General features: G+C 63.9%; 18 protein-coding genes. 12 read left to right on the top strand and 6 right to left on the bottom strand.

The features are described 5' to 3' along the window. Nucleotides 1–51 precede the first annotated feature (51 nt). The 8 genes from RO069_RS00580 to RO069_RS00545 all read left to right on the top strand — a co-directional run bounded on the left by RO069_RS00580 (nucleotide 52) and on the right by RO069_RS00545 (nucleotide 10501). On the top strand, nucleotides 52–630 hold the full coding sequence (locus RO069_RS00580; RefSeq protein ID WP_328184578.1) for a hypothetical protein: 579 nt from the start codon (nucleotides 52–54) through the stop codon (nucleotides 628–630). A gap of 24 nt (nucleotides 631–654) precedes the next feature. Next, complete coding sequence (locus RO069_RS00575) at nucleotides 655–2019, top strand: hypothetical protein (protein ID WP_328184576.1); 1365 nt, start codon at nucleotides 655–657, stop codon at nucleotides 2017–2019. Nucleotides 2020–2041: 22 nt separating this feature from the next. After that, nucleotides 2042–3484 (top strand): Dyp-type peroxidase, encoded by a 1443-nt coding sequence (locus RO069_RS00570; protein ID WP_328184574.1) that lies wholly within the window; start codon nucleotides 2042–2044, stop codon nucleotides 3482–3484. A 9-nt stretch (nucleotides 3485–3493) separates the two neighbouring features. After that, nucleotides 3494–4750: a hypothetical protein gene (locus tag RO069_RS00565; RefSeq protein ID WP_328184572.1), complete on the top strand. Its 1257-nt coding sequence runs from the start codon at nucleotides 3494–3496 to the stop codon at nucleotides 4748–4750. Continuing rightward, complete coding sequence (locus RO069_RS00560; RefSeq protein WP_328184571.1) at nucleotides 4737–5630, top strand: hypothetical protein; 894 nt, start codon at nucleotides 4737–4739, stop codon at nucleotides 5628–5630. The genes RO069_RS00565 and RO069_RS00560 overlap by 14 nt, the downstream gene beginning before the upstream one ends. Before the next feature lie 487 nt (nucleotides 5631–6117). Further along, nucleotides 6118–8970: a valine--tRNA ligase gene (locus tag RO069_RS00555; RefSeq protein ID WP_328184569.1), complete on the top strand. Its 2853-nt coding sequence runs from the start codon at nucleotides 6118–6120 to the stop codon at nucleotides 8968–8970. Further along, entirely contained in the window at nucleotides 8971–9942 is a 972-nt protein-coding gene (locus tag RO069_RS00550) for a ketopantoate reductase family protein (RefSeq protein WP_328184568.1), read from the top strand. Between the two features lies 1 nt (nucleotide 9943). Beyond that, nucleotides 9944–10501 (top strand): cob(I)yrinic acid a,c-diamide adenosyltransferase, encoded by a 558-nt coding sequence (locus RO069_RS00545; RefSeq protein WP_328184567.1) that lies wholly within the window; start codon nucleotides 9944–9946, stop codon nucleotides 10499–10501. A gap of 16 nt (nucleotides 10502–10517) precedes the next feature. Here the strand turns inward: RO069_RS00545 and ampD are convergent, their stop codons facing one another. Beyond that, nucleotides 10518–11102, bottom strand: coding sequence for a 1,6-anhydro-N-acetylmuramyl-L-alanine amidase AmpD (gene ampD / locus RO069_RS00540; RefSeq protein ID WP_442915317.1), 585 nt, complete (start codon nucleotides 11100–11102; stop codon nucleotides 10518–10520). A gap of 74 nt (nucleotides 11103–11176) precedes the next feature. Further along, nucleotides 11177–13588: a DUF1631 family protein gene (locus tag RO069_RS00535; RefSeq protein WP_328184566.1), complete on the bottom strand. Its 2412-nt coding sequence runs from the start codon at nucleotides 13586–13588 to the stop codon at nucleotides 11177–11179. Between the two features lie 294 nt (nucleotides 13589–13882). Between RO069_RS00535 and nadC the strand changes: the two genes are divergently transcribed. Next, entirely contained in the window at nucleotides 13883–14752 is an 870-nt protein-coding gene (gene nadC / locus RO069_RS00530; RefSeq protein WP_328184565.1) for a carboxylating nicotinate-nucleotide diphosphorylase, read from the top strand. A gap of 50 nt (nucleotides 14753–14802) precedes the next feature. Beyond that, entirely contained in the window at nucleotides 14803–16869 is a 2067-nt protein-coding gene (locus RO069_RS00525; protein WP_328184564.1) for a putative bifunctional diguanylate cyclase/phosphodiesterase, read from the top strand. A 29-nt stretch (nucleotides 16870–16898) separates the two neighbouring features. Here RO069_RS00525 and RO069_RS00520 read toward each other — a convergent pair whose 3' ends face one another. The 4 genes from RO069_RS00520 to RO069_RS00505 all read right to left on the bottom strand — a co-directional run bounded on the left by RO069_RS00520 (nucleotide 16899) and on the right by RO069_RS00505 (nucleotide 19747). Beyond that, nucleotides 16899–17234 (bottom strand): YqcC family protein, encoded by a 336-nt coding sequence (locus RO069_RS00520; protein WP_328184563.1) that lies wholly within the window; start codon nucleotides 17232–17234, stop codon nucleotides 16899–16901. A 62-nt stretch (nucleotides 17235–17296) separates the two neighbouring features. Beyond that, on the bottom strand, nucleotides 17297–17992 hold the full coding sequence (gene hda, locus RO069_RS00515) for a DnaA regulatory inactivator Hda (RefSeq protein ID WP_328184561.1): 696 nt from the start codon (nucleotides 17990–17992) through the stop codon (nucleotides 17297–17299). Next, a complete protein-coding gene (locus RO069_RS00510) occupies nucleotides 17989–18546 on the bottom strand; it encodes a CDP-alcohol phosphatidyltransferase family protein (RefSeq protein WP_328184559.1) in 558 nt (185 codons plus the stop codon). The genes hda and RO069_RS00510 overlap by 4 nt, the downstream gene beginning before the upstream one ends. 16 nt (nucleotides 18547–18562) lie before the next feature. Then, a complete protein-coding gene (locus RO069_RS00505) occupies nucleotides 18563–19747 on the bottom strand; it encodes a DUF2066 domain-containing protein (protein ID WP_328184558.1) in 1185 nt (394 codons plus the stop codon). A 185-nt stretch (nucleotides 19748–19932) separates the two neighbouring features. On the opposite strand from RO069_RS00505, the gene purM reads away from it, so the two are divergent. Together purM and purN are read left to right on the top strand one after the other, a co-directional pair. Next, entirely contained in the window at nucleotides 19933–20997 is a 1065-nt protein-coding gene (purM, locus tag RO069_RS00500; RefSeq protein WP_328184557.1) for a phosphoribosylformylglycinamidine cyclo-ligase, read from the top strand. A gap of 5 nt (nucleotides 20998–21002) precedes the next feature. After that, entirely contained in the window at nucleotides 21003–21668 is a 666-nt protein-coding gene (gene purN / locus RO069_RS00495) for a phosphoribosylglycinamide formyltransferase (protein WP_328184556.1), read from the top strand. The last annotated feature ends 296 nt before the right edge of the window (nucleotides 21669–21964 follow it).

Genomic DNA, 21964 nt, shown 5'->3' with positions numbered 1-21964 from the left:
CCGGGCGTTGCAGGGGATACCATGACAACCACCAGAGAGAGGAGCAGGATCATGGCCACACAAACCATGGCCCAAAGCACAAGGACCACCGCGAAATCCCGGACCAGGCCGCCATCATCGGCCAGGAACAACCGCAAGACCGCCCGCGTCGGGACCACCGCCATCCCCAACGCCGACCGGGTCAGGTCCTGGCTCCGGCTGTCCCGGGATGAACTGGACGACCTATACCGCAAGGCCGACAGCGGCGCCATGCCCCAGGGTGACACCCGGGGAACGCCGATCTTCGCGGGCTGGCCCATGCCCGGCTGGCTGGCGGGGCTGGCCCGCACCCTGGGCTGGCAGGGCAAGGTGTTCGACCTCCAGGGCAAGGCCCGGGATGCCGGCGTGGTAGTCAACAAGGTCACTCCCCTGGGGCTCAACCTGATTGTCGCCAAGGTGTACCGGGGGGAGAGCTGGCTGGATGGCAGGGACACCATCGTCATCGACTACAGCGGAACCTCGCTGGTGGCCCGGTCCGTCCGCGACGAGATCCGGGAGGTTGCCCCCGGCCTCTACCTGGGCAAGGTGTGGCTGGGCCGGCGCAGGGTTCTGGATTTCGCCCTGGAACTGCCGGATAGCACCGAATCCTGACCAACTGGCTGCGAGGGAAACGCGATGGCTGTTATCCGGAACCCACTCAGGGCTGTCCTGAACAACCCGGTCAGGCGGGCGCTCACAACCCTGCACCCGATGCCCCAGAATGACCTGACCATCCGGGTGCCCCTGGACCCAGCCCGGGAACCGGCGCTGCGACAGCGGCTGGCCGAGATCAACCAGGACCCGGCGGGTAATGCCATCCTGCCCCTGGGCCGACTGGACAGCCTGCACTTTGCCCGGCTGCTGGTCGTGGAAGGGCCGGACCATCCGGAGGAATATGCCTCGGCGCTGTTTTTCCTGGCCAATGTGGATGGCCCGGTGTCCGCCTTCCTGGAGCAACTGGTGCGGGAGTTTGCCGAGGGACTGGATGCCATCTTCAACGAGTGCCAGGGCTACCCGGCGCCGGCGCAACGGGACAGACTGGCACGGCAGGGGTTCCTGGCGCGGCACACGATTCCCTCCCAGACCTTCTACATCAACACCATTGGCCGGACCGTCCGCCAGATACGGGAGGAGGATGCGCTTTACCACGCCATACAGGATTTCCTGGACCGTCACACGCCAACGCCGGATGCATCCCCCCGGGAGGTACGCCAATCCATTATCGACTTCGTGGGCACCCACCCGGAACTGTCGGACATGCTCGCCCGTCGTCCCGGCCCCGGCAGGCTCTGGCAGGCCGTCGAACAGATCCGGCTGGCCGGCTTCCTGGTGGTGGGCAGTGTAATCCTGTTCTGGGGCTGGCCATTGCTCCTTGCCTGGCTGCTGGCGATCCGGATAAGGGAGCGGGTCGATATCGAGTACACTCACCGGGCACCCCTGAGTCGCCTGAACCAGTTGCGGGCCACCGAGGACTTCCTGCCCCACAATCCCTTTGCCGCCGTGGGCTACGTCAAACCGGGCCTGCTGCGGCGGGTCACCGCCCGCGGATTGCTGTTCCCGGCGCAGGTGGTCCTGCGGCACATCTTCAACAACGGCAACCTGGCCGGCATCCCCATCCTGGGGCTGGACGGCGTCCATACCATCCACTTCGCCCGCTGGACCCTGCTGGAAAACGATCGTCGGCTACTGTTCACCAGTAACTACGACGGCAGCATGGAAAGCTACATGGTGGACTTTATCGACAAGGTGTCCTGGGGGCTGAACATTATCTTCAGCAACGGTGTCGGCTATCCCGCTACCCGCTGGCTGGTGTTCGGCGGCGCCCGCAAGGAACAGCGGTTCAAAGACTACCTGGGGCTGCATCAGCTGGAAAACCTGGTCTGGTACAGCCCCTACCCCCACCTCACGGCCCTGAACATCGCCAGCAACGAAGCCATCCGCGACGGGCTACGGGGACACATGAGCAACCGGCAGGCCCTGGCCTGGCTGAAGCGCCTGTAACAGGCGACTGGAGAGCCATCACATGGAAGACACCGCCACACCGGATTTCAGCGATATCCAGGGCCTCGTGGTCAGGGGCTATGGCCCCTTGCCCGCCGCCGCCTTCCTGCTGTTGTCGATACGCAATCGCAGCAAGGCCAGGCGTTGGCTGCGGGAGCTGACCAGTGAGGTCACCTTCGCCGATACCCGGCCCACCGACCACGCCACCAACCTGGCCCTGAGCCACCATGGCCTGGTGCGGTTGGGTGTTCACGAGTCGATCCTCGCTGGCTTTTCCAACGAGTTCCGCTCCGGTATGACCACGCCCCACAAGCGTCGGATTCTCGGCGACGAGGGCGAGCAAGCACCGGAGCACTGGCAGTGGGGCGGCCCAGAGTCGCCACCGGTGGATGTCCTGGTACTTTGCTATAGCGCCAGCGAGTCGGCACTGGCCGAGCAGGTCAGCCGCCTGGTGTCGGACCTGCCCGATCATGGCCTGGAGGTGGTTCACCAGCTCGCCACCGTTACCCTGCCGGAGTTCCGGGAGCACTTCGGCTTCCGGGACAGCATCGGGCAGCCCTATATCGCCGAATTCGACCGGCAGGCCCGGTCACGGGGAAATGCCGTGCCACTGGGGGAGTTCCTGCTGGGCTATCCCAATGGCTATGGGCTGCTGACGCCACGACCGCTGCTGGAACCAGGCCAGGACCACCAGGACCTCCTGCCCGCTGACCCGGAAGGCTCCGGAGCAAAGGACCTGGGATTCAACGGCACCTACCTGGTGTTTCGACAACTGGCTCAGGATGTGCCCGGATTCTGGCGCACCCAGCGGGAACTCGCCGCCCACCCCGGTTCGCTGATCCGGGATCCGGTCCACCTGGCCGCGAAGATGGTCGGCCGCTGGCCCAGCGGCGTGCCCCTGGTACTGGCCCCGGACCGTGACCAGCCCGGCGTCACCGACCTGGACGACTTCCGCTATCACGACCCCGACGCGGATGGCATCCGATGCCCCCTGGGAGCCCATATCCGGCGCACACACCCACGGGACAGCCTGGAACCGGAACCGGGAAGCGACAAGTCGGTCGCCTTCAGCAACCGCCACCGGCTGCTCCGCCGTGGACGGGCCTACGGCACGCCGTTTGTGCCCGGGCTCGCCCCGGAAGAGATGCTGGCGCGGCTTGATGAACCGGACGAGGCCGGAGACCGGGGCCTGCACTTCATCTGCCTGAATGCCAACATCGGACGCCAGTTCGAATTCGTCCAGCACACCTGGTCGGACAACCCGAATTTCAACGGACTGCGGGAAGAAACCGACCCGATTATCGGGCACCGCACCATGTTCGGCCAGTCCCAGGACAGTTTCCGTGTGCAGCACGACCCCCTGCGCTGCAAGTACCACCCGTTACCCGAATTCGTCAGGACACGGGGCGGCGGCTATTTCTTCCTGCCCGGTCGGCGGGCACTGCAATTCCTGTTCAGTGGCTAGGAGGGCATCATGAGAATCATTCCCAGGCTGGTCCAGTCCACGACCGATACCCTGATTCCCCGCCTGCGGCGGCTGGACCCGTACTACCGTGACCATTTCGACCGCCTGGCCCGAGGCCCCCTGCAGGCCTTCACCCAGGGACTTATCCGGCTGCGACAGCGCCCCACCGGCCTGGGGCTGACGGAAGAACGGCCAATGGAGGACGAGGCGGCACTTATCGACGACATCACCGACCTGATGAACCGCTTCCTGGAGCGGGAGTACGGAGACACCGGCGAGACTGCCGAACGGGCCGGTAACACCAAGACCTACGGCCTGGTCCGGGGGGTGTTCCGGGTCAACGACTATCTCGCCCCCCACCTGCGAACGCCCCTGTTCCAGCCCGGTGAGCGCTATCTGGCCTATGCCCGCTTCGGCGGCCCCGGGCCCCGGGTGGTGCCGGATATCGAGGACAATGGCATCCTCAGTATCGGCCTCAAGCTGATGGGCGTGCCAGGGCCGAAATTACTGGACGACGAACGCCATACCGTGGACTTCTCCGGTATCAGTGCCCCCACCTTCACCACCCCGGACTTACAGGAAAACGTCAAGCTGCAACAGCAGGTGGGCCTGGGCACTCCGGCCTGGTACTTCCTCAACCCGTTCGACTCCCACTATCTGGACATGGTGATGCAGGGCCTCTACGCCCGGGCCCACGCCAATCCGCTGCACCTGGCCTACCATAGCTGTGTGCCCTATCTCTACGACAATGGCGACGGCAGGCCCCGGGCCATCAAGTACGCCCTGCTTCCCCGCCGGCAGACACACACCAGGGCCGGCCCCTTCACCCCGAACTACCTGCGGGACGCCATGCGGGAGACCCTGGCACAGGAGCCGGTCAGCTTTGACTTCGCCATCCAGTTCCAGACCGACCCGCGCGCCATGCCCATCGAGAACGCCGCCATCGTCTGGTCCACCCGGGACTCCCCCCTGGTCAGGGTGGCCCGGCTGGACCTGCATATGCAGCGATTTGACTACCCGGCCCAGGATGCCTTTGCCCGCAACCTCACCATCAACCCCTGGCACACCATCGCCGAGCACCGCCCCCTGGGCAACCAGAACAGGGCCCGACGGGCCATCTACTACGCCACCTCCCGCACCCGACAGGCCATCAACGGCGAGCAACACATCGAACCCACCGGCCACGAACGGTTTGACCTGGCCGGGGAGCCCGATAGCGACAATGCCCCGGAGTCATCGGAGGAAACCGCCCATGAACCTGTTTGAAGCCCTGGAACGGGCAAGAGCCACCCTCGTCAACCTGCCCTGGCTGCCCCAGGTACTGAGTCCGCTGAACCCCGGATTACCCTGGTCGGAACTGCGCAAGGGCAACTACGAAACGCCCCACTACTTCCACAGCGCCATTTTCCGGGCGTTGTTCCCGGTCTATGCGCCCTTTCGCGGCGTGCCCCACCTGCCATCCGAAGTGCCCGACGACACCCGTTCCCTGTCGCTGGACAATGAGGCCTGGTACTTCCTCAACGGCATCTGTACCGACCGCAATGTGCTTCGGCTTAACGGGCTGGCACTGGCCAACCTGTTCGGCCGCCGCATCTACCTGATGCACAATCCGTCCGACGGCATCCTGCTGGACCTGCTGGAATGCGCCGCCGGCCGTACCATGCAGATCATGTCCACCCTGGAAACCAGTGTCTCGCGGCTGCTGGAGCAGGGCTTGAGGGAGCACAGCAAAGTTGTTCTGTTGGTGCATTCCCAGGGCGGCATCATCGCCACCGGCGCGGTCTATCAGTTGATGGAGCGACTGTCGGGGGATGACAGCCCGCTACTGGAGAAACTGGAAATCTATACCTTTGCCAGCGCCGCCACGGAAATGCGGCTCAAGGGGATCTACGCCGAACATTTCTACCACACCAACGACTACGTGGCCCGTATCGGCATTGCTGGCACTCCGGGCAGGTTTACCGGTCGCCATTTCCGGCACCGGGCCTCGGGGCACCTGTTCAACACCCACTACCTCCACAGTTTCTGCCAGGGCCGCTTCACCTGCTCAGACGGCCATGGCAGCCGCCTCACCGGCTATCTGGCTGCCAACAAGCGCTCCCGCCAGCCCGCAACCCGCGCCCGCCGCCGGCTGGCTACTGTCTAGCAGCCTATCTGGGAGACCCGCACGACTGTCAGAGCAGGCGGGGTGAGATCATTATTCAGGACCGTCGAACGCCAGGGATGGCGTTCGTCGAGTTCTATGACCGCCACGGATGGCGAGAATGCCGATTTTGCAGGAGCAAAAATCGGCCAGAGACGTACTTGCGGGGCGTGTCCTGAATAATGATATCGCCTCGACTGCAGCGCTCCGCAACCTGATCCCCATAAGACGGCAACGTTCGGTGCAAAGTGGCCAAGGCGAGCCCCCTTTCCGGGACACGCCGTAAATCCGTCCATGGAGGCTCTTCGAAAACGTCCCTGTTTTCGAAGGTCCCGGAAAGGGATCTCACCTTACCCACCTCCAGCTATTTACGGGCCCGACACATTTGGATAATGCCGCACATATTCGCCGCGTACCCCATGACAATGTATAATCGTGGCCTTTCATTTTCCCTTGCGAACCAACCAAAAACGGTCACCAGAAGACACCCATGGAAAAAACCTACCAGCCAGAAAACATTGAGCGCCAGTGGTACCAGAACTGGGAATCCAAGGGGTATTTCCGCCCCAGCGGTGAAGGCCAATCCTTCAGTATCGCCATCCCGCCGCCCAATGTGACCGGCAGCCTGCACATGGGCCATGCCTTCCAGCACACCATCATGGACACGCTCACCCGCTACCGCCGCATGCAGGGCCGCAACGCCCTGTGGACCGTGGGCACCGACCACGCCGGCATCGCCACCCAGATGGTGGTGGAGCGCAAGCTGGCCAACGAGGAAGACAAGACCCGCCACGATCTGGGGCGCGAGGCGTTCATCAAGCGCATCTGGGACTGGAAGGAACAGTCCGGCGGCACCATTACCGGCCAGATGCGCCGGCTGGGCACGTCGGTGGACTGGGACCACGAACGCTTCACCATGGACGACGGCTTCTACCGGGCCGTGCAGGAAGTGTTTATCCGCCTGTTCGACGAAGGCCTGGTGTACCGGGGGAAGCGGCTGGTGAACTGGGACCCGAAACTGCACACCGCCATCTCCGACCTGGAGGTGGAAAACAAGGAAGAGAAAGGCTATTTCTGGCACCTGCGCTACCCACTGGCCGACGGCGCGAAAACCGAGGACGGCCTGGACTACCTGGTGGTCGGCACCACCCGGCCGGAAACCATGCTGGGGGACACCGCCGTGGCGGTACACCCGGACGACGAGCGTTTCCAGCACCTGATCGGCAAGTACGTGATGCTGCCGCTGGTGAACCGCCGCATCCCCATCGTCGCGGACCATCACGCCGACCCGGAGAAAGGCTCCGGCTGCGTGAAGATCACTCCCGCCCACGACTTCAACGACTACCAGGTGGGCAAGCGCAACAACCTGCCCATGATCAACGTCATGACCGAGGACGCCAACATCCGGGCAGTGGCCGAGATCTTCAACGCCGACGGCACCGAGAATACCGATCTCGATGGCACCATGCCGGAGGCTTACGCTGGCCAGAGCCGCGAGGAGGCCCGCAAGCGGATTGTCGCCGACCTTGACGCTGCCGGTCTGCTGGAAGACACCCAGGACCACTTCCTGAGCGTGCCCCGGGGCGACCGCTCCGGGCTGATCATCGAACCCATGCTCACCGACCAGTGGTTCGTGGATGCCAAAACCCTGGCCAAACCCGCCATCGAGGCGGTGGAGGACGGTCGCATCCAGTTCGTGCCCAAGCAGTACGAGAACATGTACTTTGCATGGATGCGGGATATCCAGGAGTGGTGCATCTCCCGCCAACTCTGGTGGGGCCACCGGATTCCGGCCTGGTACGACGCCGAGGGCAACATCTACGTGGGCCGGGACGAGGCCGATGTGCGCCGGAAGTACAGCCTGGCTGACGACGTCCCGCTGAATCAGGACGAGGACGTGCTGGATACCTGGTTCAGCTCCGCCCTGTGGACCTTCGGCACCCTGGGCTGGCCGGAGATCACCGAGCGCCTGAAGACCTTCCACCCCACCGATGTGCTGGTCACCGGCTTCGACATCATCTTCTTCTGGGTCGCCCGCATGATCATGATGACCATGCACTTCATGAAGAACGAGGACAACACCCCGCAGGTCCCCTTCCATACCGTCTATGTCACCGGCCTGATCCGGGACGAGCATGGCGAGAAGATGTCCAAGTCCAAGGGCAACGTTATCGACCCGCTGGACATGATCGACGGCATCGGCCTGGACGACCTGCTGGGCAAGCGCACCGGCAACCTGATGCAGCCCAAGCTGGCGGAGAAGATCGCCAAGCGCACGAAGAAGGAGTTCCCGGAAGGCATCAGTGCCCACGGCACCGACGCCCTGCGCTTTACCCTGGCGGCCATGGCCACCACCGGCCGTGATATCAACTGGGACATGAAGCGTCTGGAGGGCTACCGCAACTTCTGCAACAAGCTGTGGAATGCGGCCCGTTACGTGCTGATGAACGTCGAGGGCGAGGACTGCGGCGTTAACGACGAGCCAGTGGAACTGTCCCTGGCGGACCGCTGGATCATCAGCGAGCTGCAGCACTGCGAGGGCGAGGTGATCCGCCACCTGGACCAGTACCGTTTCGACCTGGCGGCCCATGCCCTCTACGAGTTTATCTGGAACGAATACTGCGACTGGTACCTGGAACTGTCCAAGCCGGTGCTCAACGATGACAACGCCAGCGCCGAAGCCAAGCGCGGCACCCGCCGCACCCTGGTCCGGGTGCTGGAGGCCGTGCTGCGCCTGGCTCACCCGATCATGCCCTTTATCACCGAGGAAATCTGGCAGCGCATCGCGCCCCTGGCCGGCAGGACCGGCGAAAGCGTCATGCTGCAACCCTTCCCGCAGCCGGACGACAGCAAGCGCGACCCGGAGGTGGCCGGTGATATCGAGTGGCTCAAGGGCGTGATCGTCGCCGTGCGCAACATTCGCGGTGAGATGAACATCTCCCCGGCAAAGCAGGTCCCGGTATTGCTCAAGGGGACCAGCGCCGGCGACCAGCGCCGTATGGACGACTATCGCCAGTTCCTGATCTCCCTGGCCAAGCTGGAGAAGCTGGAATGGCTCGGGGACGGCAAGGCTCCCATGTCGGCAACCCAGCTGGTGGGAGAGATGGAAGTGCTGGTACCCATGGCCGGCCTGATCGACAAGGAGGCGGAACTCAAGCGCCTGGACAAGGAGCTGGAACGCCTGCAGAAGGAGATCGGGCGCCTGGAAGGCAAGCTGAACAACGAGAAGTTCACCGCCAAGGCCCCGGCGGAGGTGGTTGAAAAGGAAAAGGACAAGCTCCGCGACGCCGAGGGCAGCCGCAAGCGACTGAGCGACCAGCGCGCCGACATCGAGGCCATGTAGGTGCCCTCCCCGCAGTCGTCCAGCAGCCCTTCCCAGTCCGGTTACGGGGACGATCCTGTCGCGGTCCTCGGCGCCGGTGCCCTGGGACGGCTGTGGGCCGCCTACCTGCCGTCGGAAACCACCGGCTTCGTGCCCCGGAACGCCTCGGCGCTGTCCTCGTTCAAGCTCAACTACCACCTGGAAGACGACCGGGGGCGGGAGCACGACATCGTGCGTCGCTGGCTGACGGGGCTGTCCGGCACCAGCCTGCTGCTGGTGACCACCAAGGCGGGCGATACCCTCGATGCTCTTGCACCGATAATCGACCGCCTACCCGCACCCTGTCCCATCGTGCTGTTCCAGAATGGCCTCGGCAGCCAACAGGCCGTGGCCGAGCGCTGGCCCGGGCGGCCCGTGCTGGCGGCCAGCACCACCGAGGCCGCCAACCGCCCGACACCGGACCGGGTGGTCCACGCCGCCCGGGGACATACCTGGATCGGCGCCCTGACCGAAACCGGCGCCGCCGTCACCTCGGCCGTCATTCGCCAGCTGGCCCGGTCCGGCCTGGAGGTACGGGGAGAGGAACGCATCCTGGAACGACTCTGGGGCAAGCTCGCCGTGAACGCCGGGATCAATCCGTTCACCGCCATCCTGGACTGCCGCAATGGTGACATACTGACGTCGCCGCTGTTCCTTGACCACATCGACGCCCTCTGCGACGAACTCGCCAACCTGATCGAGGCGGAAGGCCTGCCCTCCCACTCGCCCCGGGAGCTACGGGACAATATCGAACGGGTCGCCCGGAATACCGCCGCCAATACTTCGTCCATGCGGGGCGATTTCCAGAGCGGGCGTGCCACCGAGATCGACTACATCAACGGCTACGTGGCAAGGCGCTCCCGGGAGCTGGGACTGGCCGCACCGGTGAACCAGATGCTGGCGGACCGGGTAAGAACCCTGGTACCCCACCCCAACCCAGAACGGAGTTCCTGACATGGGTAACCGACTGTCGAAGATCTACACCCGTACCGGCGATGATGGCTCCACCGGCCTGGCGGACGGCAACCGGATTGCCAAGAACGCCCAGCGGGTGGAAGCCATGGGCACCGCTGACGAACTGAATTGCCACATCGGCCTGCTGATCGAACAACTGGCATCCGCCGACGAGATGGCCGCAGCCATGCGCCGTATCCAGCATCACCTGTTCGACCTGGGTGGGGAGTTTGCCATTCCCGGCAGCCAGGTGATCGGCGAATCGCACATCCGCTGGCTGGAGGACACCCTGGATCGCTATAACGCCGACCTGCCGCCCCTGAAGAACTTCATCCTGCCAGGGGGATCGATGGCCGCTGCCCAGTGCCACCTGGCCCGGGCGGTCTGCCGTCGTGCTGAGCGGGTCGTGGTGGCCCTCAGTCATGAGGACTCCATCAATCCCGATGCCCGCCACTACCTCAACCGGCTGTCAGACCTGCTGTTCGTGGTGGCCAGGGTACTGGCACGACGGGATGGCGGCGAGGAAGTACTCTGGGAGCAACACCGGTCAGCGATCTGACCCGTGTCAAGGGGCACTAGCGCCCCGTCTGCAGCAGGCGCCTGAAATAGCCCCAGTCAAAGGCCGGGCCGGGGTCCGTCTTGCGGCCCGGGGCAATATCACTGTGGCCAGTGATCCGGTCGTCGGTAATCGCCGGCCAGCCCACCATGATCTGCCGGGCCACCTCCACCAGGGTCCGGTACTGGTCTTCCGTATAGGGAATGTGGTCCGCCCCTTCCAGCTCAATACCGATGGAATAGTCGTTACATTCCTCCCGACCGCAGAACGTCGAACGCCCCGCGTGCCAGGCCCGGTCCCTCAGGCTGACAAACTGCAGCACCTCCCCGTCCCGGCGAATCAGCAGATGCGACGACACCTTCATGTCGCCGATTTCCCGGAAATAGGAATGGGCGGATGTATCCAGTCGGTTGCGGAAGAAATCCTCGATATAGGGACCACCGAACTGTTCCGGCGGCAGGCTGATGTTGTGGATGACCAGCAGCGAGATGTCGTCCTCGTCCGGGCGGGGACCGAAGTTGGGTGAGGGACACCAGCGGGCGGATGGCAGACGGCCGGACGTTCGCAGTTCAGAGACAAGGTAGGAGAATTCGGGATCGGACACGGCATTCCTGCTGATTGGCTAATGTCAGACCCCGAATTGAAACATAAAGCCCCGGCCAGGGCGAGGAGGGAGCCTCAGTCCCGGCGGTTATGGCGCAGGTTATCGATAATGGACTCCAGCGCCCGGTCGAAGATCAGGCCGTCATCCAGCATGGTGATGCTGCCGGTGGACAGGGCCATGGCCAGCTCGTCCTGCAGGTATTCCGCCACCTTGGCCCCATTGCGGTTAACAAAGATGTACTTGCCGGTGGCGCGGATGATCGCCGCCAGCTTGCAACGCAGACGGCCATTGTCCCGGGGCATCTCCACCCAGCAACCCACCCTCAGGCCGGCAGCCTTTTCCATCCAGACAGAATCCACCTCCGGGACCGGGGTTTCCGCCCTGGCTTCAGCCTTACTTTCCGGCGTCGGCGTAGACGCCTTTTCCGGTGTCGCGGCGGGTTCCGGTGCCTTGACGGGCTTGCGGGCTTCGGGCTCCGCCCTGGCCGGCTCCTCTTCCGCCACTTTCAGGACAGGCACGTCATCCGCTTTTACCTCGGGTTCCGGTGCCGGCTCGGGCGAAGCCTGCCTGGCTTCCGGCGCCGGCTCGGCCACCACCAGCTCATCCGCCGGGCCGCTGGGCAGCTCTTCCTCGGTTTCCGGCTTGCGGGGACGGGTCACCAGCCCCTGCAGGACATCCACGTGGGCCAGTTCAAGATCACGGATGGCCGCGTCAATGGCGAACGGGTCCCAGGAAATCTCGTGGAGCCCACGACGCAGGGCATCGGTAATGCCGGGGATGGCCTTGAGCAGGTCATCCCGGGTGGTCTCCTCCACCGGCTGTGGATCCAGGCTCCAGGCCAGCCTGATGGTCAGGTCGGTGGCTTCCTGCCAGGCCCCGGATTTATCCCCTTCCCGCAGGAACAGCCACTCCAGGTACTTCCGCCAGGGTTCCTGGACAATGGCCAGGGCCCTGTCCGGCAGTCGGTAGGTGTCCAGCACACCAGCCAGCAGCTTACCGACCCGTTCACGGGCCAGCTCGTGCCTGGCCCTGCCCTCTTCCGCATCCCGCAGGCGTTGTTCCACCAGCTCACGGCGGCGGCGATCCAGGTCCATGAAATGCTGGAAATCAACCAGCAACTCATCGAACAATCCGACGTTGTCCGTAAACTCGTTCAGCAATCGATCGACGATGCCTTCAATCTTTTCCCTCAGCGGGTCACGCTGGTTATCCCCCCGTGGGGACCAGCCAATGCCGGCCAGGGCCAGTTCGTTCAGCAGCTTGCGGGCGGGATGACCGCCGCGATTGAAGAAACTGCGGTCCAGCAGGGCGACCTTGAGTACCGGAATCTGCAGGCGACCGATCAGCATTTTCATGACCGACGGTAACTGGCGGTCGTCCAGGATGAACTCGAACAGCATGGCCACCAGGTTGATCACATCGCCGTCCACCTGGTTCACCGGCAGACCCTGACCGCCCTGCCCGGCGCCACGCTCCAGTACCCGGCCCAGCAGCTCCGACAGGGGCAACACTTCACCGTTTTCACTGGTCATGGCGGACCCCTGGATGCCGCCCAACTGCCTCATCAGGGCGCTGGTATCCAGTTGCTGCGCCGAACCGGCGCCGGCAGGCATACCACCGGACAGGCCTTGCTGGGCGCCTTCACTACGATGCAGCAGCGCCGTGAGTTCGGAGAAGGTCACCGAGGACTCGGCCTCGTCACGGCCATCGCCTTGTGGTCGTTCGGTGTCTGCGGACGCACGGCTTGTGGGCGGCGGCACCGGACGGCGCGGTGCCGCGTCTTTCGGGGGCGTTGCCGCCGGCGGACGCTTGAGATCCGGCAGCACACCCTCGGCCACCAGCATCTGGTTGGTATCCTTGTAGAGTGAACTCAGGCGGTCCAGCAGCAGCCGGTCGAAGAGCTTGAGGACCACCAGCCGGGCACGGATATCAATATCCAGCTCGCCACTGGCTTCCCCCAGACCGGTGCAGATCACTTCCGGGCTCAGGGGCATCTGGCGATCGGCCAGATCACGATGACCGGAAACATGGGCAATGCGGACACTCAGCAGGCGGACCGGCTCGGCGTAACGATTGGCCAGCTTGTTGATCAGGCTTTCAATGGCAACTTTCTGCTCCAGCTCGCTGTCATCAAGGAGGGTCAGTGAGTCCTGGTCCACGTCCTCCAGACTGCGACTCCGGGGCATGGGATCGAACCGGCCAATCTCGTTGAAGGCCCGGGCCACCCAGTGGAGCATGGTGTTGGTCATGGTCTTGCGCCGCAGGCGCAGTTCACGCATGGCGTCAAAGTAGGCGATCTGATCCTGATTGGACCCCGCCCGGTCCGCCATGCCGAACAGCACATCGTCGGCACTGTCGAAGAACTCCGACATGACCCTGGTCAGGGATCGTGCAGAGGCATCCCTCAGGCGTATTAGGGCAGCGGGTAACTCCGTGCGCGCTCCCGGCGCGTCTCTGAGACTGACTACCTTGCTTTCCTGTGCCATGACTTCAGGCCCCGTTTAACATTGATTGACACTTATTAGCACGTATCATAGGCCCTTCTCACGTCAATATGTGTCAGTTTTTGTCACCGATTGTGAACAGCGGAACGCCATCACAAATCCGTCACGCCAGCCCCTATTTTCAGTGTTACAGGTGGTCCAACTGGTCGCCTTTTCGCAAAAACTGACGTAAAACGTCACCCAATGACCCATGGGTCGACGCACGGGGTATTTCCAGTCACAGGCACCTGCCGATACAATCACCGGCCCCGACCGACTGACCGGAATAGAAACACGATGACACCGTTGTCCGAAGAGCTGTTACGCCAATCCTGTATTGAGTCCGTTGCCCTGAGTCTGCGAGAAGATATCGGCAGTGGTGATATAACCGCCGCCCTGATCCCGGAACGGCAGCGGGCACAGGCCCGGGTGATCACCCGGGTGCCGGCGGTGGTTGCCGGGCGAGCCTGGGTGGATGAGGTGTTCCGTCAGATAGATCCGTCGGTCACCGTGACCTGGGCGGTGGCGGATGGTGACCGGGTGGCACCGGACCAGACCCTGTTCACCTGTGAGGGACCGGCCCGGAGCCTGCTGACCGGTGAACGCTCGGCCCTGAACTGGCTGCAGACCCTGTCGGGAGTGGCCACCCGCTGCCGTGAGTTCGCCGACCAGGTGGCCCATACCGGGGTACGGTTGCTGGATACGCGCAAGACCCTGCCAGGGCTGCGGATGGCGGAAAAGTACGCAGTCACCTGTGGTGGCTGCTATAACCACCGTATCGGCCTGTGGGATGCTTTCCTGATCAAGGAAAACCACATCGCCGCCTGCGGCTCCATTGCCAACGCGATCCGTCAGGCGCGGCAGATTGCCCCGGGACGCCCGGTGGAAGTGGAAACGGAGAACATGGCCGAACTGCATGAGGCGCTGGACGCCGGTGCCGATATCATCATGCTGGACGAGTTCTCGCTGGAAGAGATGAAAGCCGCGGTCAGCAAGGTCGCGGGTGCCTGTCGCCTGGAAGCGTCGGGCGGTATCAATCGGGATACCCTGGTACCCGTTGCAGAAACCGGTGTCGACTATATATCCATAGGGACACTGACCAAGGATGTGGAAGCCGTCGATCTATCCATGAGGCTTCACGTCGAGGGCGGCCCCAACCCGGGCTGACACCAGAGACAATCGGACCGGCTCACCAGGCCGGATACAGGTAGGGATACGTGAAAGAAACCAGGACCCATCAATTTCAAGAGCGCTGGCTGCCGATACTGGCGGACAGCCTGGTCAGCCTGGTGATACTGGCGCTGGCCCTGAGCCCACTTGTGCTACTCACCGCTCCCAAGGTGCCCATTGAACAGGAGACGCTGATCCGCTTCATGTGGTCGGCGGGGCCCGCCATGCTGGTGCTGGCGGGCACCTTTGTCTACGTACGGGCGCTGCTGCGGGAACGACGCCGGATCGAAACCCACCTCGAGGAAGTGGTGGAGGAGCGTACCCGGGAGCTGCAGGCCATCAACCAGGAACTGCGGGACGAGGTATTCGTACGACAGCAGGCGGAGCGCTCCTTCCGGCGTTCCTCCCGGCATTTCCGGGCGCTGTTCGACACTGCGGCCACCCCGATCATGCTGATCGACTCCACCTTCCGGATCCGCCAGTGGAACGCTTCCGCCGAAGCCCTGTTCGGCTACAGCCGTGATGAAGCCGTGGGCCGCAACCTGGTGGAAACCTTCATACCCGAGGAATACCGGGATGAGATGAGCTGGAAGATCCTCAAGACCCTGGGCACCGGCCATAATACCCAGGAACTCCTGGAAACCGGCATCCAGGGCTACGATGGCACCGACCACATCATCCTCTGGAACCTGAACCTGCTCCAGGACGAGGAAGAGGACCGCCAGCAGCTCATCCTCATCGGCCAGAACATTTCCGAGATCCGCAGGACCCAGGACCAACTCCATTACCTGGCCCATTTTGATGTGCTCACCGGCACCGCCAACCGCCGGCTGTTCGAGGACCGCTGCCGCCGGGCCCTGGCCAGCGCCAGCCGCCATGGCCACAACTGCGCGCTGATCAGTCTCGATGTTGATCACTTCAAGCGCATCAACGACACCCTGGGACACGACGCCGGCGACGCCCTGCTCAAGACGCTGTCACAGCGGCTCAGGGATACCGTGCGGGAGGAAGACACCATTGCCCGGCTCGGTGGCGACGAGTTCGCGGTGCTGTTACACCATGTCAGCGGCGCGGAAGGTTGCGAAAAGGTGGCCCGGGGCATCCTGGAGGCCATCACGGAGCCGGTGACCGTACCCGGCGGCGAACTGGTGATCACCTCCAGCATCGGGATAACGGTGGCCCCGGACGACGGCTGCAGCTACGAACAGCTACTGAAGAACGCCGATATGGCCATGTACCGGGCCAAGAAGGCTGGCCGCAACAACATCCAGTTCTTCAGCGAGGAGATGAACCACGAAATGCAGCGGCAGATGTCCCTGGAGCAGGAACTGCGCGCCGGCATCCGGGCCGGAGAACTGGATCTCCACTACCAGCCCGTGCTGGACGCCCGCAACGGCCAGATCGTGGCCCTGGAAAGCCTGCTGCGCTGGAACCACCCGGGCCGGGGCATGCTGTCGCCGGTGGATTTCCTGGAGGTGGCGGAACAGAGTGGTCAGCTCCACGCCATTGGCGAATGGATCTGCAGTAATGCCTGCCTGCAGGCCCGGGCCATCCAGGCCATGAGCGGCTCGCCGGTGCGGATCAGCATCAATCTGTCATCCCGCCAGTATAACCACCCCCACCTGGCGGAGGAACTGCAACGCACCATTGAAGCCACCCGGCTGGACCCGGCCCTGCTGATGGTGGAGATTGACGAACGCATCCTGTCGGACCGGCTGGAGGAGACGGCGGCGGTGCTGCGCAGGCTCAAGGACATCGGTATCGGCCTGACCCTGGACCGGTTCGGCAGTGGCCTGTCATCCCTCACCCTGCTGAGGGAGCTGCCCTTCGACCAGGTCAAGATTGATCCAAGCCTGCTTCAGCGATCTCCTGATGACGAGAATACCGCCGCCATTACCCATACGCTGATCAGCCTGGCCAGGCGGTTGTCGCTGAGGGTGGTCGCCGCCGGGGTTGAGAGCGAGGACCAGGACCGGTTCCTGCGCCAGTCGGGATGCCACATGGTACAGGGACACCGGTTCTGTCCGCCGGTCTCCAGCCAGGAACTGGCCAGCCTGTTCGCGGAAGTGCGTGAGGGCCGCCAGCTGATGCCGGACCTGTCGGACAGCCAGTAACCCCCTCAGCGAATTGACCAGACGGTTGATCAGGACTCGCTGAGAAGCTCGTCCATCGCTTCCAGCTCGCGCACCAGGCCATCGCCGGGCTCGGGCCGGGCCCGGAAGTATTCCTCCGCCATGGGCGCGATACCGGAGACACTCGGCAGACTGTGTCCCCGCTCCACGATAACCCGCATGCGCGCCAGGAACACAAACTGCAGCCACTCGGTGAATTCCAGGGTGTCGATACAGAATGGCTGGGTACTGGACAGGGCTTCATCGGATGGTGGTTCGCTGGACCATACCTCGATCCGGCGCATCTCGACTTCAATGCCCAGAAGACGGTCGGCCACTTCGGACAGCAGCTCGTGGGAGGCGCTCATGGGGGAAATCCTCTTACGAATAGCGGAGCGTACTACGTCCGCCCTGGGTGAAACCCGCTATTTTACCATCCCATGACAGACTTCACGAAGGGAATGGTCAGCCGCCTCTGGGCCCGCAGTGAGTTCTCATCGAGCTGATCCAGGACCGACAGCAAGGTCCCCAGCCGGCGGGACGAGCGACGCATGATGAACCCGGCCACCTCATCACTCAGCACCAGCCCCCGCTGTTCCGCACGGGCCTGCAATATGGTGACCCGGTCGTCGTCACGATAGGTGCCGAGCTGCACCAGCAGCCCCTCCTGGAAACGGGAACGCAGGTCCGCCAGCCCAAAGGACTGGGCCGACGGGGTATTGTCCAGGGTAATCATGACCTGGTGCCCCAGGTCCCGGGCCCGGTTGTACAGGTGGAACAGCGCTTCCTCCCAGTCCGGCTGGCCAATCACCAGGTGCACATCGTCCAGAGCGACCAGGTCCATGGCTTCGACCCCGGACAGCGCCTGGGGGCCCAGCTCTTCCAGTTCCGCCAGGCTGAAACACACGGCACTGCGACCGGACTGCTCGTAGTCGTGGCAGGCCGCCTGCAACAGGTGGCTCTTGCCGGTGTCCTCGTCGCCACAGATCACCACCAGGGGGTGTCCGTCGCTGCCACAGGCGCCCCGGATCAGCGACATCGCCGTGGCGTTACGCTCACCATGGAAATTGGCCCAGCGGGCATCATCCCTCAGCAGTACTCCCAGGGCCAGCTGCGCCCCGCTCATGACGATTCCCCCCGAACGGCCCGGATTCCCCACAGACCGACATAATGAGCCCCACTCACCACAGCCATGAAGGCCACTGCCCCTAAGGCCAGCTTATGGATATTGGCTGGCATGCTGAAACCCGCCTCCGCCATCATCACCGCCAGCACGGCCAGGATCTGCACCAGGGTATTGAGCTTGCCGAGCAGGCTCGGCTGGATGTCGAATGGCCCGATCAGGCGGTGGAACAGCAGGCCGCCCCCGACAATCACCAGATCCCGCCCCAGCACCAGCCCGAACAACCACAGGGGCAGCACGTCGGTCACGCTCAATACCAGGAAGGCGGTGATCATCAGCAACTTGTCGGCCAGGGGGTCGGCAATGGCCCCCAGGCGTGTCTTCCAGTCGCAGACCCGGGCCAGGAAACCATCCAGCCCATCGGTGGCCGCCGCCAGGATGAACAGCGCCAGGGCAGGACGATACTGATCGCTTGCCAGTGTCCAGGCGAATGGAATCACCAGCAGTATCCGGAAAAAGGTCAGTCCGTTGGGTATCCATCGCCACTTTAGCAACATCAGGTCCTTAGCAATATCAGGTCCTTGGTCCGGAAACCGGTTCCTGCTCTCCCGCCCCCACCGGCGCGACCACGTTGTCCTGCCAGCGGTAGAACAGCTTCTGCCCGGTTGTTCCGGCATTGGCTCCCCCGGCTTCGTCGCGACCATTGGGGTGGTCACCACCGCTGCCAGTCAGTGCCTGGAAGCGTTCATCCAGGGCAATATTCTGCTGGAGCTGGGCCACCCCGCCGGCGTGCTCCACCCGGAACACGATGCGATCACGGGACACGCTGGTGGCGCCGACGGATTCCACCGGATTGAGGCGGGACAATGCCTGCTTGATGGCGGCATAGTCCGACGGCGAATCAATACCCTCGACAACAAGATTCACATAGGGACCGGTCTCGATACGATCGCCAGTCACTGCAAACCGCGACGCCAGTTCACCGGCCCAGGCATCCACCATGGCACTGGCCAGGGCTTCGGGGCTGTCGGCGGACACCGAGCGGGACTGTTCGATGCCCCGGCCCTGGTATAGCCAGCTGGCCTGCCAGAGTCCATCGCTCCGCCGGACACGCACCACGGCCAGCAGGTCGTGCTCGATACCGGAGGACGCCCGGGAAACCTGCCCCATGAACTGCCCCCAGACCTCCGACAGCAGGCTGCGGTCGGATGCACGGTCTGCCGGCGGCAGCACCAGGGGCAGACCCCGCTGTTCCGCGTTGTCATGGATCAGCGCCGACCAGCCCTGTCCGGACCGGTCACCGGTCTCCACCAGCAGTCCCCGGTCACCCCCGTCCTGCACCGCGATCCAGGCCAGGGTTTTCGGACGATTCGCGCCCCATACACTGGCACCGGCATCCGCCAGCAGACGGTTCACCCCCTGGGCCGAAAACACCATCTGCAACTGGTCCTCACCGGACGGTCCCGGCTCCACCTGCCAGCTTTCCAGCAGTGGCTCAATGTTCTCCATCCGCGACGCGACGCCCTCACGGTCCATGACGTTCCGGTCACCGGAGACACGCACCAGAACCTGCTCCAGGCCGGCCCGGTAGCCCTCTTCAAGCTGAGCGTCCTCCTCACCGGCAACAGGCACCTCGGCCTGGTAAAGCCCGTCAACCACTATGCCATGGGTGACGGTGGCTGATACCAGCAACCACAGCAGGGTCATCAGGATCACAGTTCCCCGGAGCTGACGGTTCTTCAGATGCTCGACTGCCATGTTTCACCCTGCGTTACTGATACACGGGGGCATAGGATACACGATGGCCCAGACCCTGAGTAGCAACCACCCCCGGGGGCCGGGTCCGGGAAAGTGCGGACATCCCGCCAATCATAGTTGGAGCCCCTTACCGCAACTGGTAAAATCCCGCGCTCACATCACCGACCAACATGGCTGACCCAGACATGAGCGAACAGAAGCCCTCCCTCACCTATCGTGATGCCGGCGTGGACATTGATGCCGGCAACGAACTGGTGGACCGTATCAAGGACACCGCAAAGCGTACCCGTCGTCCGGAAGTGCTCGGAGGGCTCGGCGGTTTTGGCGCCATGGTCTCCCTACCCACCGGATACCGCGAACCGGTGCTGGTGTCGGGCACGGATGGCGTCGGCACAAAACTGCGCCTGGCGATGCAGCTCCAGAGTCACGACACCATCGGCATCGACCTGGTGGCCATGTGCGTCAACGACCTGGTGGTGGGCGGCGCCGAGCCCCTGTTCTTCCTCGACTACTACGCCACCGGAAAACTGAACGTGGACGTGGCTGCCAACGTCGTGGAAGGTATCGGCAAGGGATGCGAGCTGGCCGGTTGCGCCCTGGTGGGCGGCGAAACCGCGGAAATGCCCGGCATGTACGAAGGTGATGACTACGACCTGGCGGGCTTCTGCGTGGGCGTGGTGGAACGTGACGGCGTCATCGACGGTACCCGGGTACAGCCGGGGGATGCCCTGATTGCCCTGGCGTCCTCGGGACCCCACTCCAATGGCTACTCCCTGATCCGCAAGATCCTGGAAATGACAGAAGCCGACCTGGAACAGCCCATGGCCGACGGCACCCTGGCCTCAAGTCTGATGGCCCCAACCAGAATCTACGTCAGGAACCTTCTGCAACTGATTAAAACCGTTGATGTTCGTGCCATGTCCCATATCACCGGCGGCGGACTTCCGGAGAACATTCCCCGGGTGCTGCCCGACGGCACCACGGCCGCCATCGATACCGACAGCTGGCAGTTGCCTGCGGTGTTCCAGTGGCTGCAGGACCAGGGCGGCGTGGAAGATGCCGAAATGTACCGCACCTTCAACTGCGGCGTGGGCATGATCGTCTGCGTACCGGAGGAACAGAAGGCCCTGGCCTTGGACACCCTGACCGCCCTGGGCGAAAACGCCTGGCAGATCGGCGCCATTGAAAGCCAGGACGACCTCTCCCAGCCCGCCCGGGTGCGCTACGCGCCGGGACTGGTCCGGGGATGAGTGGTATGCAGGCAGATCCGGTGGACAGACCCCGTATCCTGGTACTGGCGTCGGGCAGCGGCACCAATCTCCAGGCCCTGATCGACGCCTCACGGGAGCGTAACTTCCCGGGGGACATCGTGGCGGTGGGCAGCAACCGCCCTCAGGCCTTCGCCCTGGAGCGGGCGGCCCAGGCGGGCATCGAAACCTTCACCGTTGACCACACCCATTACGACTCCCGGGAAGCCTTCGACGCCGCCCTGCGCCTCGAGATGGAGCGCCGCCAGCCGGACCTGGTGGTACTGGCCGGCTTCATGCGCATCCTGACATCGGAACTGGTGCGGGCCTTCCAGGGGCGCATGCTGAACGTGCACCCCTCCCTGTTGCCCAAGTACCGTGGCCTGAACACCCACCAGCGGGCCATCGACGCCGGCGACGAGGTACATGGCGTGTCCATCCACTTCGTCACCGAGGACCTGGATGGCGGGCCGGTCATCGCCCGCGCCCAGGTCCCCGTGGAGCCGGACGATACCGCCGAAACCCTGGCCGAACGGGTACAGGCCCGGGAACACCTGCTCTATCCCATCGTTATCCGCTGGTTCTGCGAGGGCCGCTTGCAACTGGCCGGGAACGACCAGATCCGGTTTGACGGGGAACCGCTGAGCCAGGTACTCACATTGCCCGCGGGTTGACGGGCGCGCCGCGTATAACAAAATCGTCATCCGCTGGCCCGGGCGTGCCCGCTACACTGGGGCAGTTCAAGCAGTATGAGGGAGCACCCAGTGACAGGACACCACCGTCAATCCCACCCTGTTGTTCGCGCCACCATCGGCCCAGGAGTCTGCGCGGCAGAACGTCCCGCCGCTGTGACCGCCCCACTTTGGTCCCTTTTGAGCGCTCATCCTCGTTGCATAGAACCACTATGCGCCTCAGATGACCGTCAAAATGGCCTCAAAGTGGGACGCTCTCGCCTGGCGCGATTTCTACC

The organism is Marinobacter sp. OP 3.4 (assembly GCF_036224885.1).
Taxonomy (GTDB): Bacteria; Pseudomonadota; Gammaproteobacteria; order Pseudomonadales; family Oleiphilaceae; genus Marinobacter.
The sequence above is the reverse complement of the archived record's forward strand: the minus strand, read 5'-3'. Positions and strand labels throughout refer to the sequence as shown.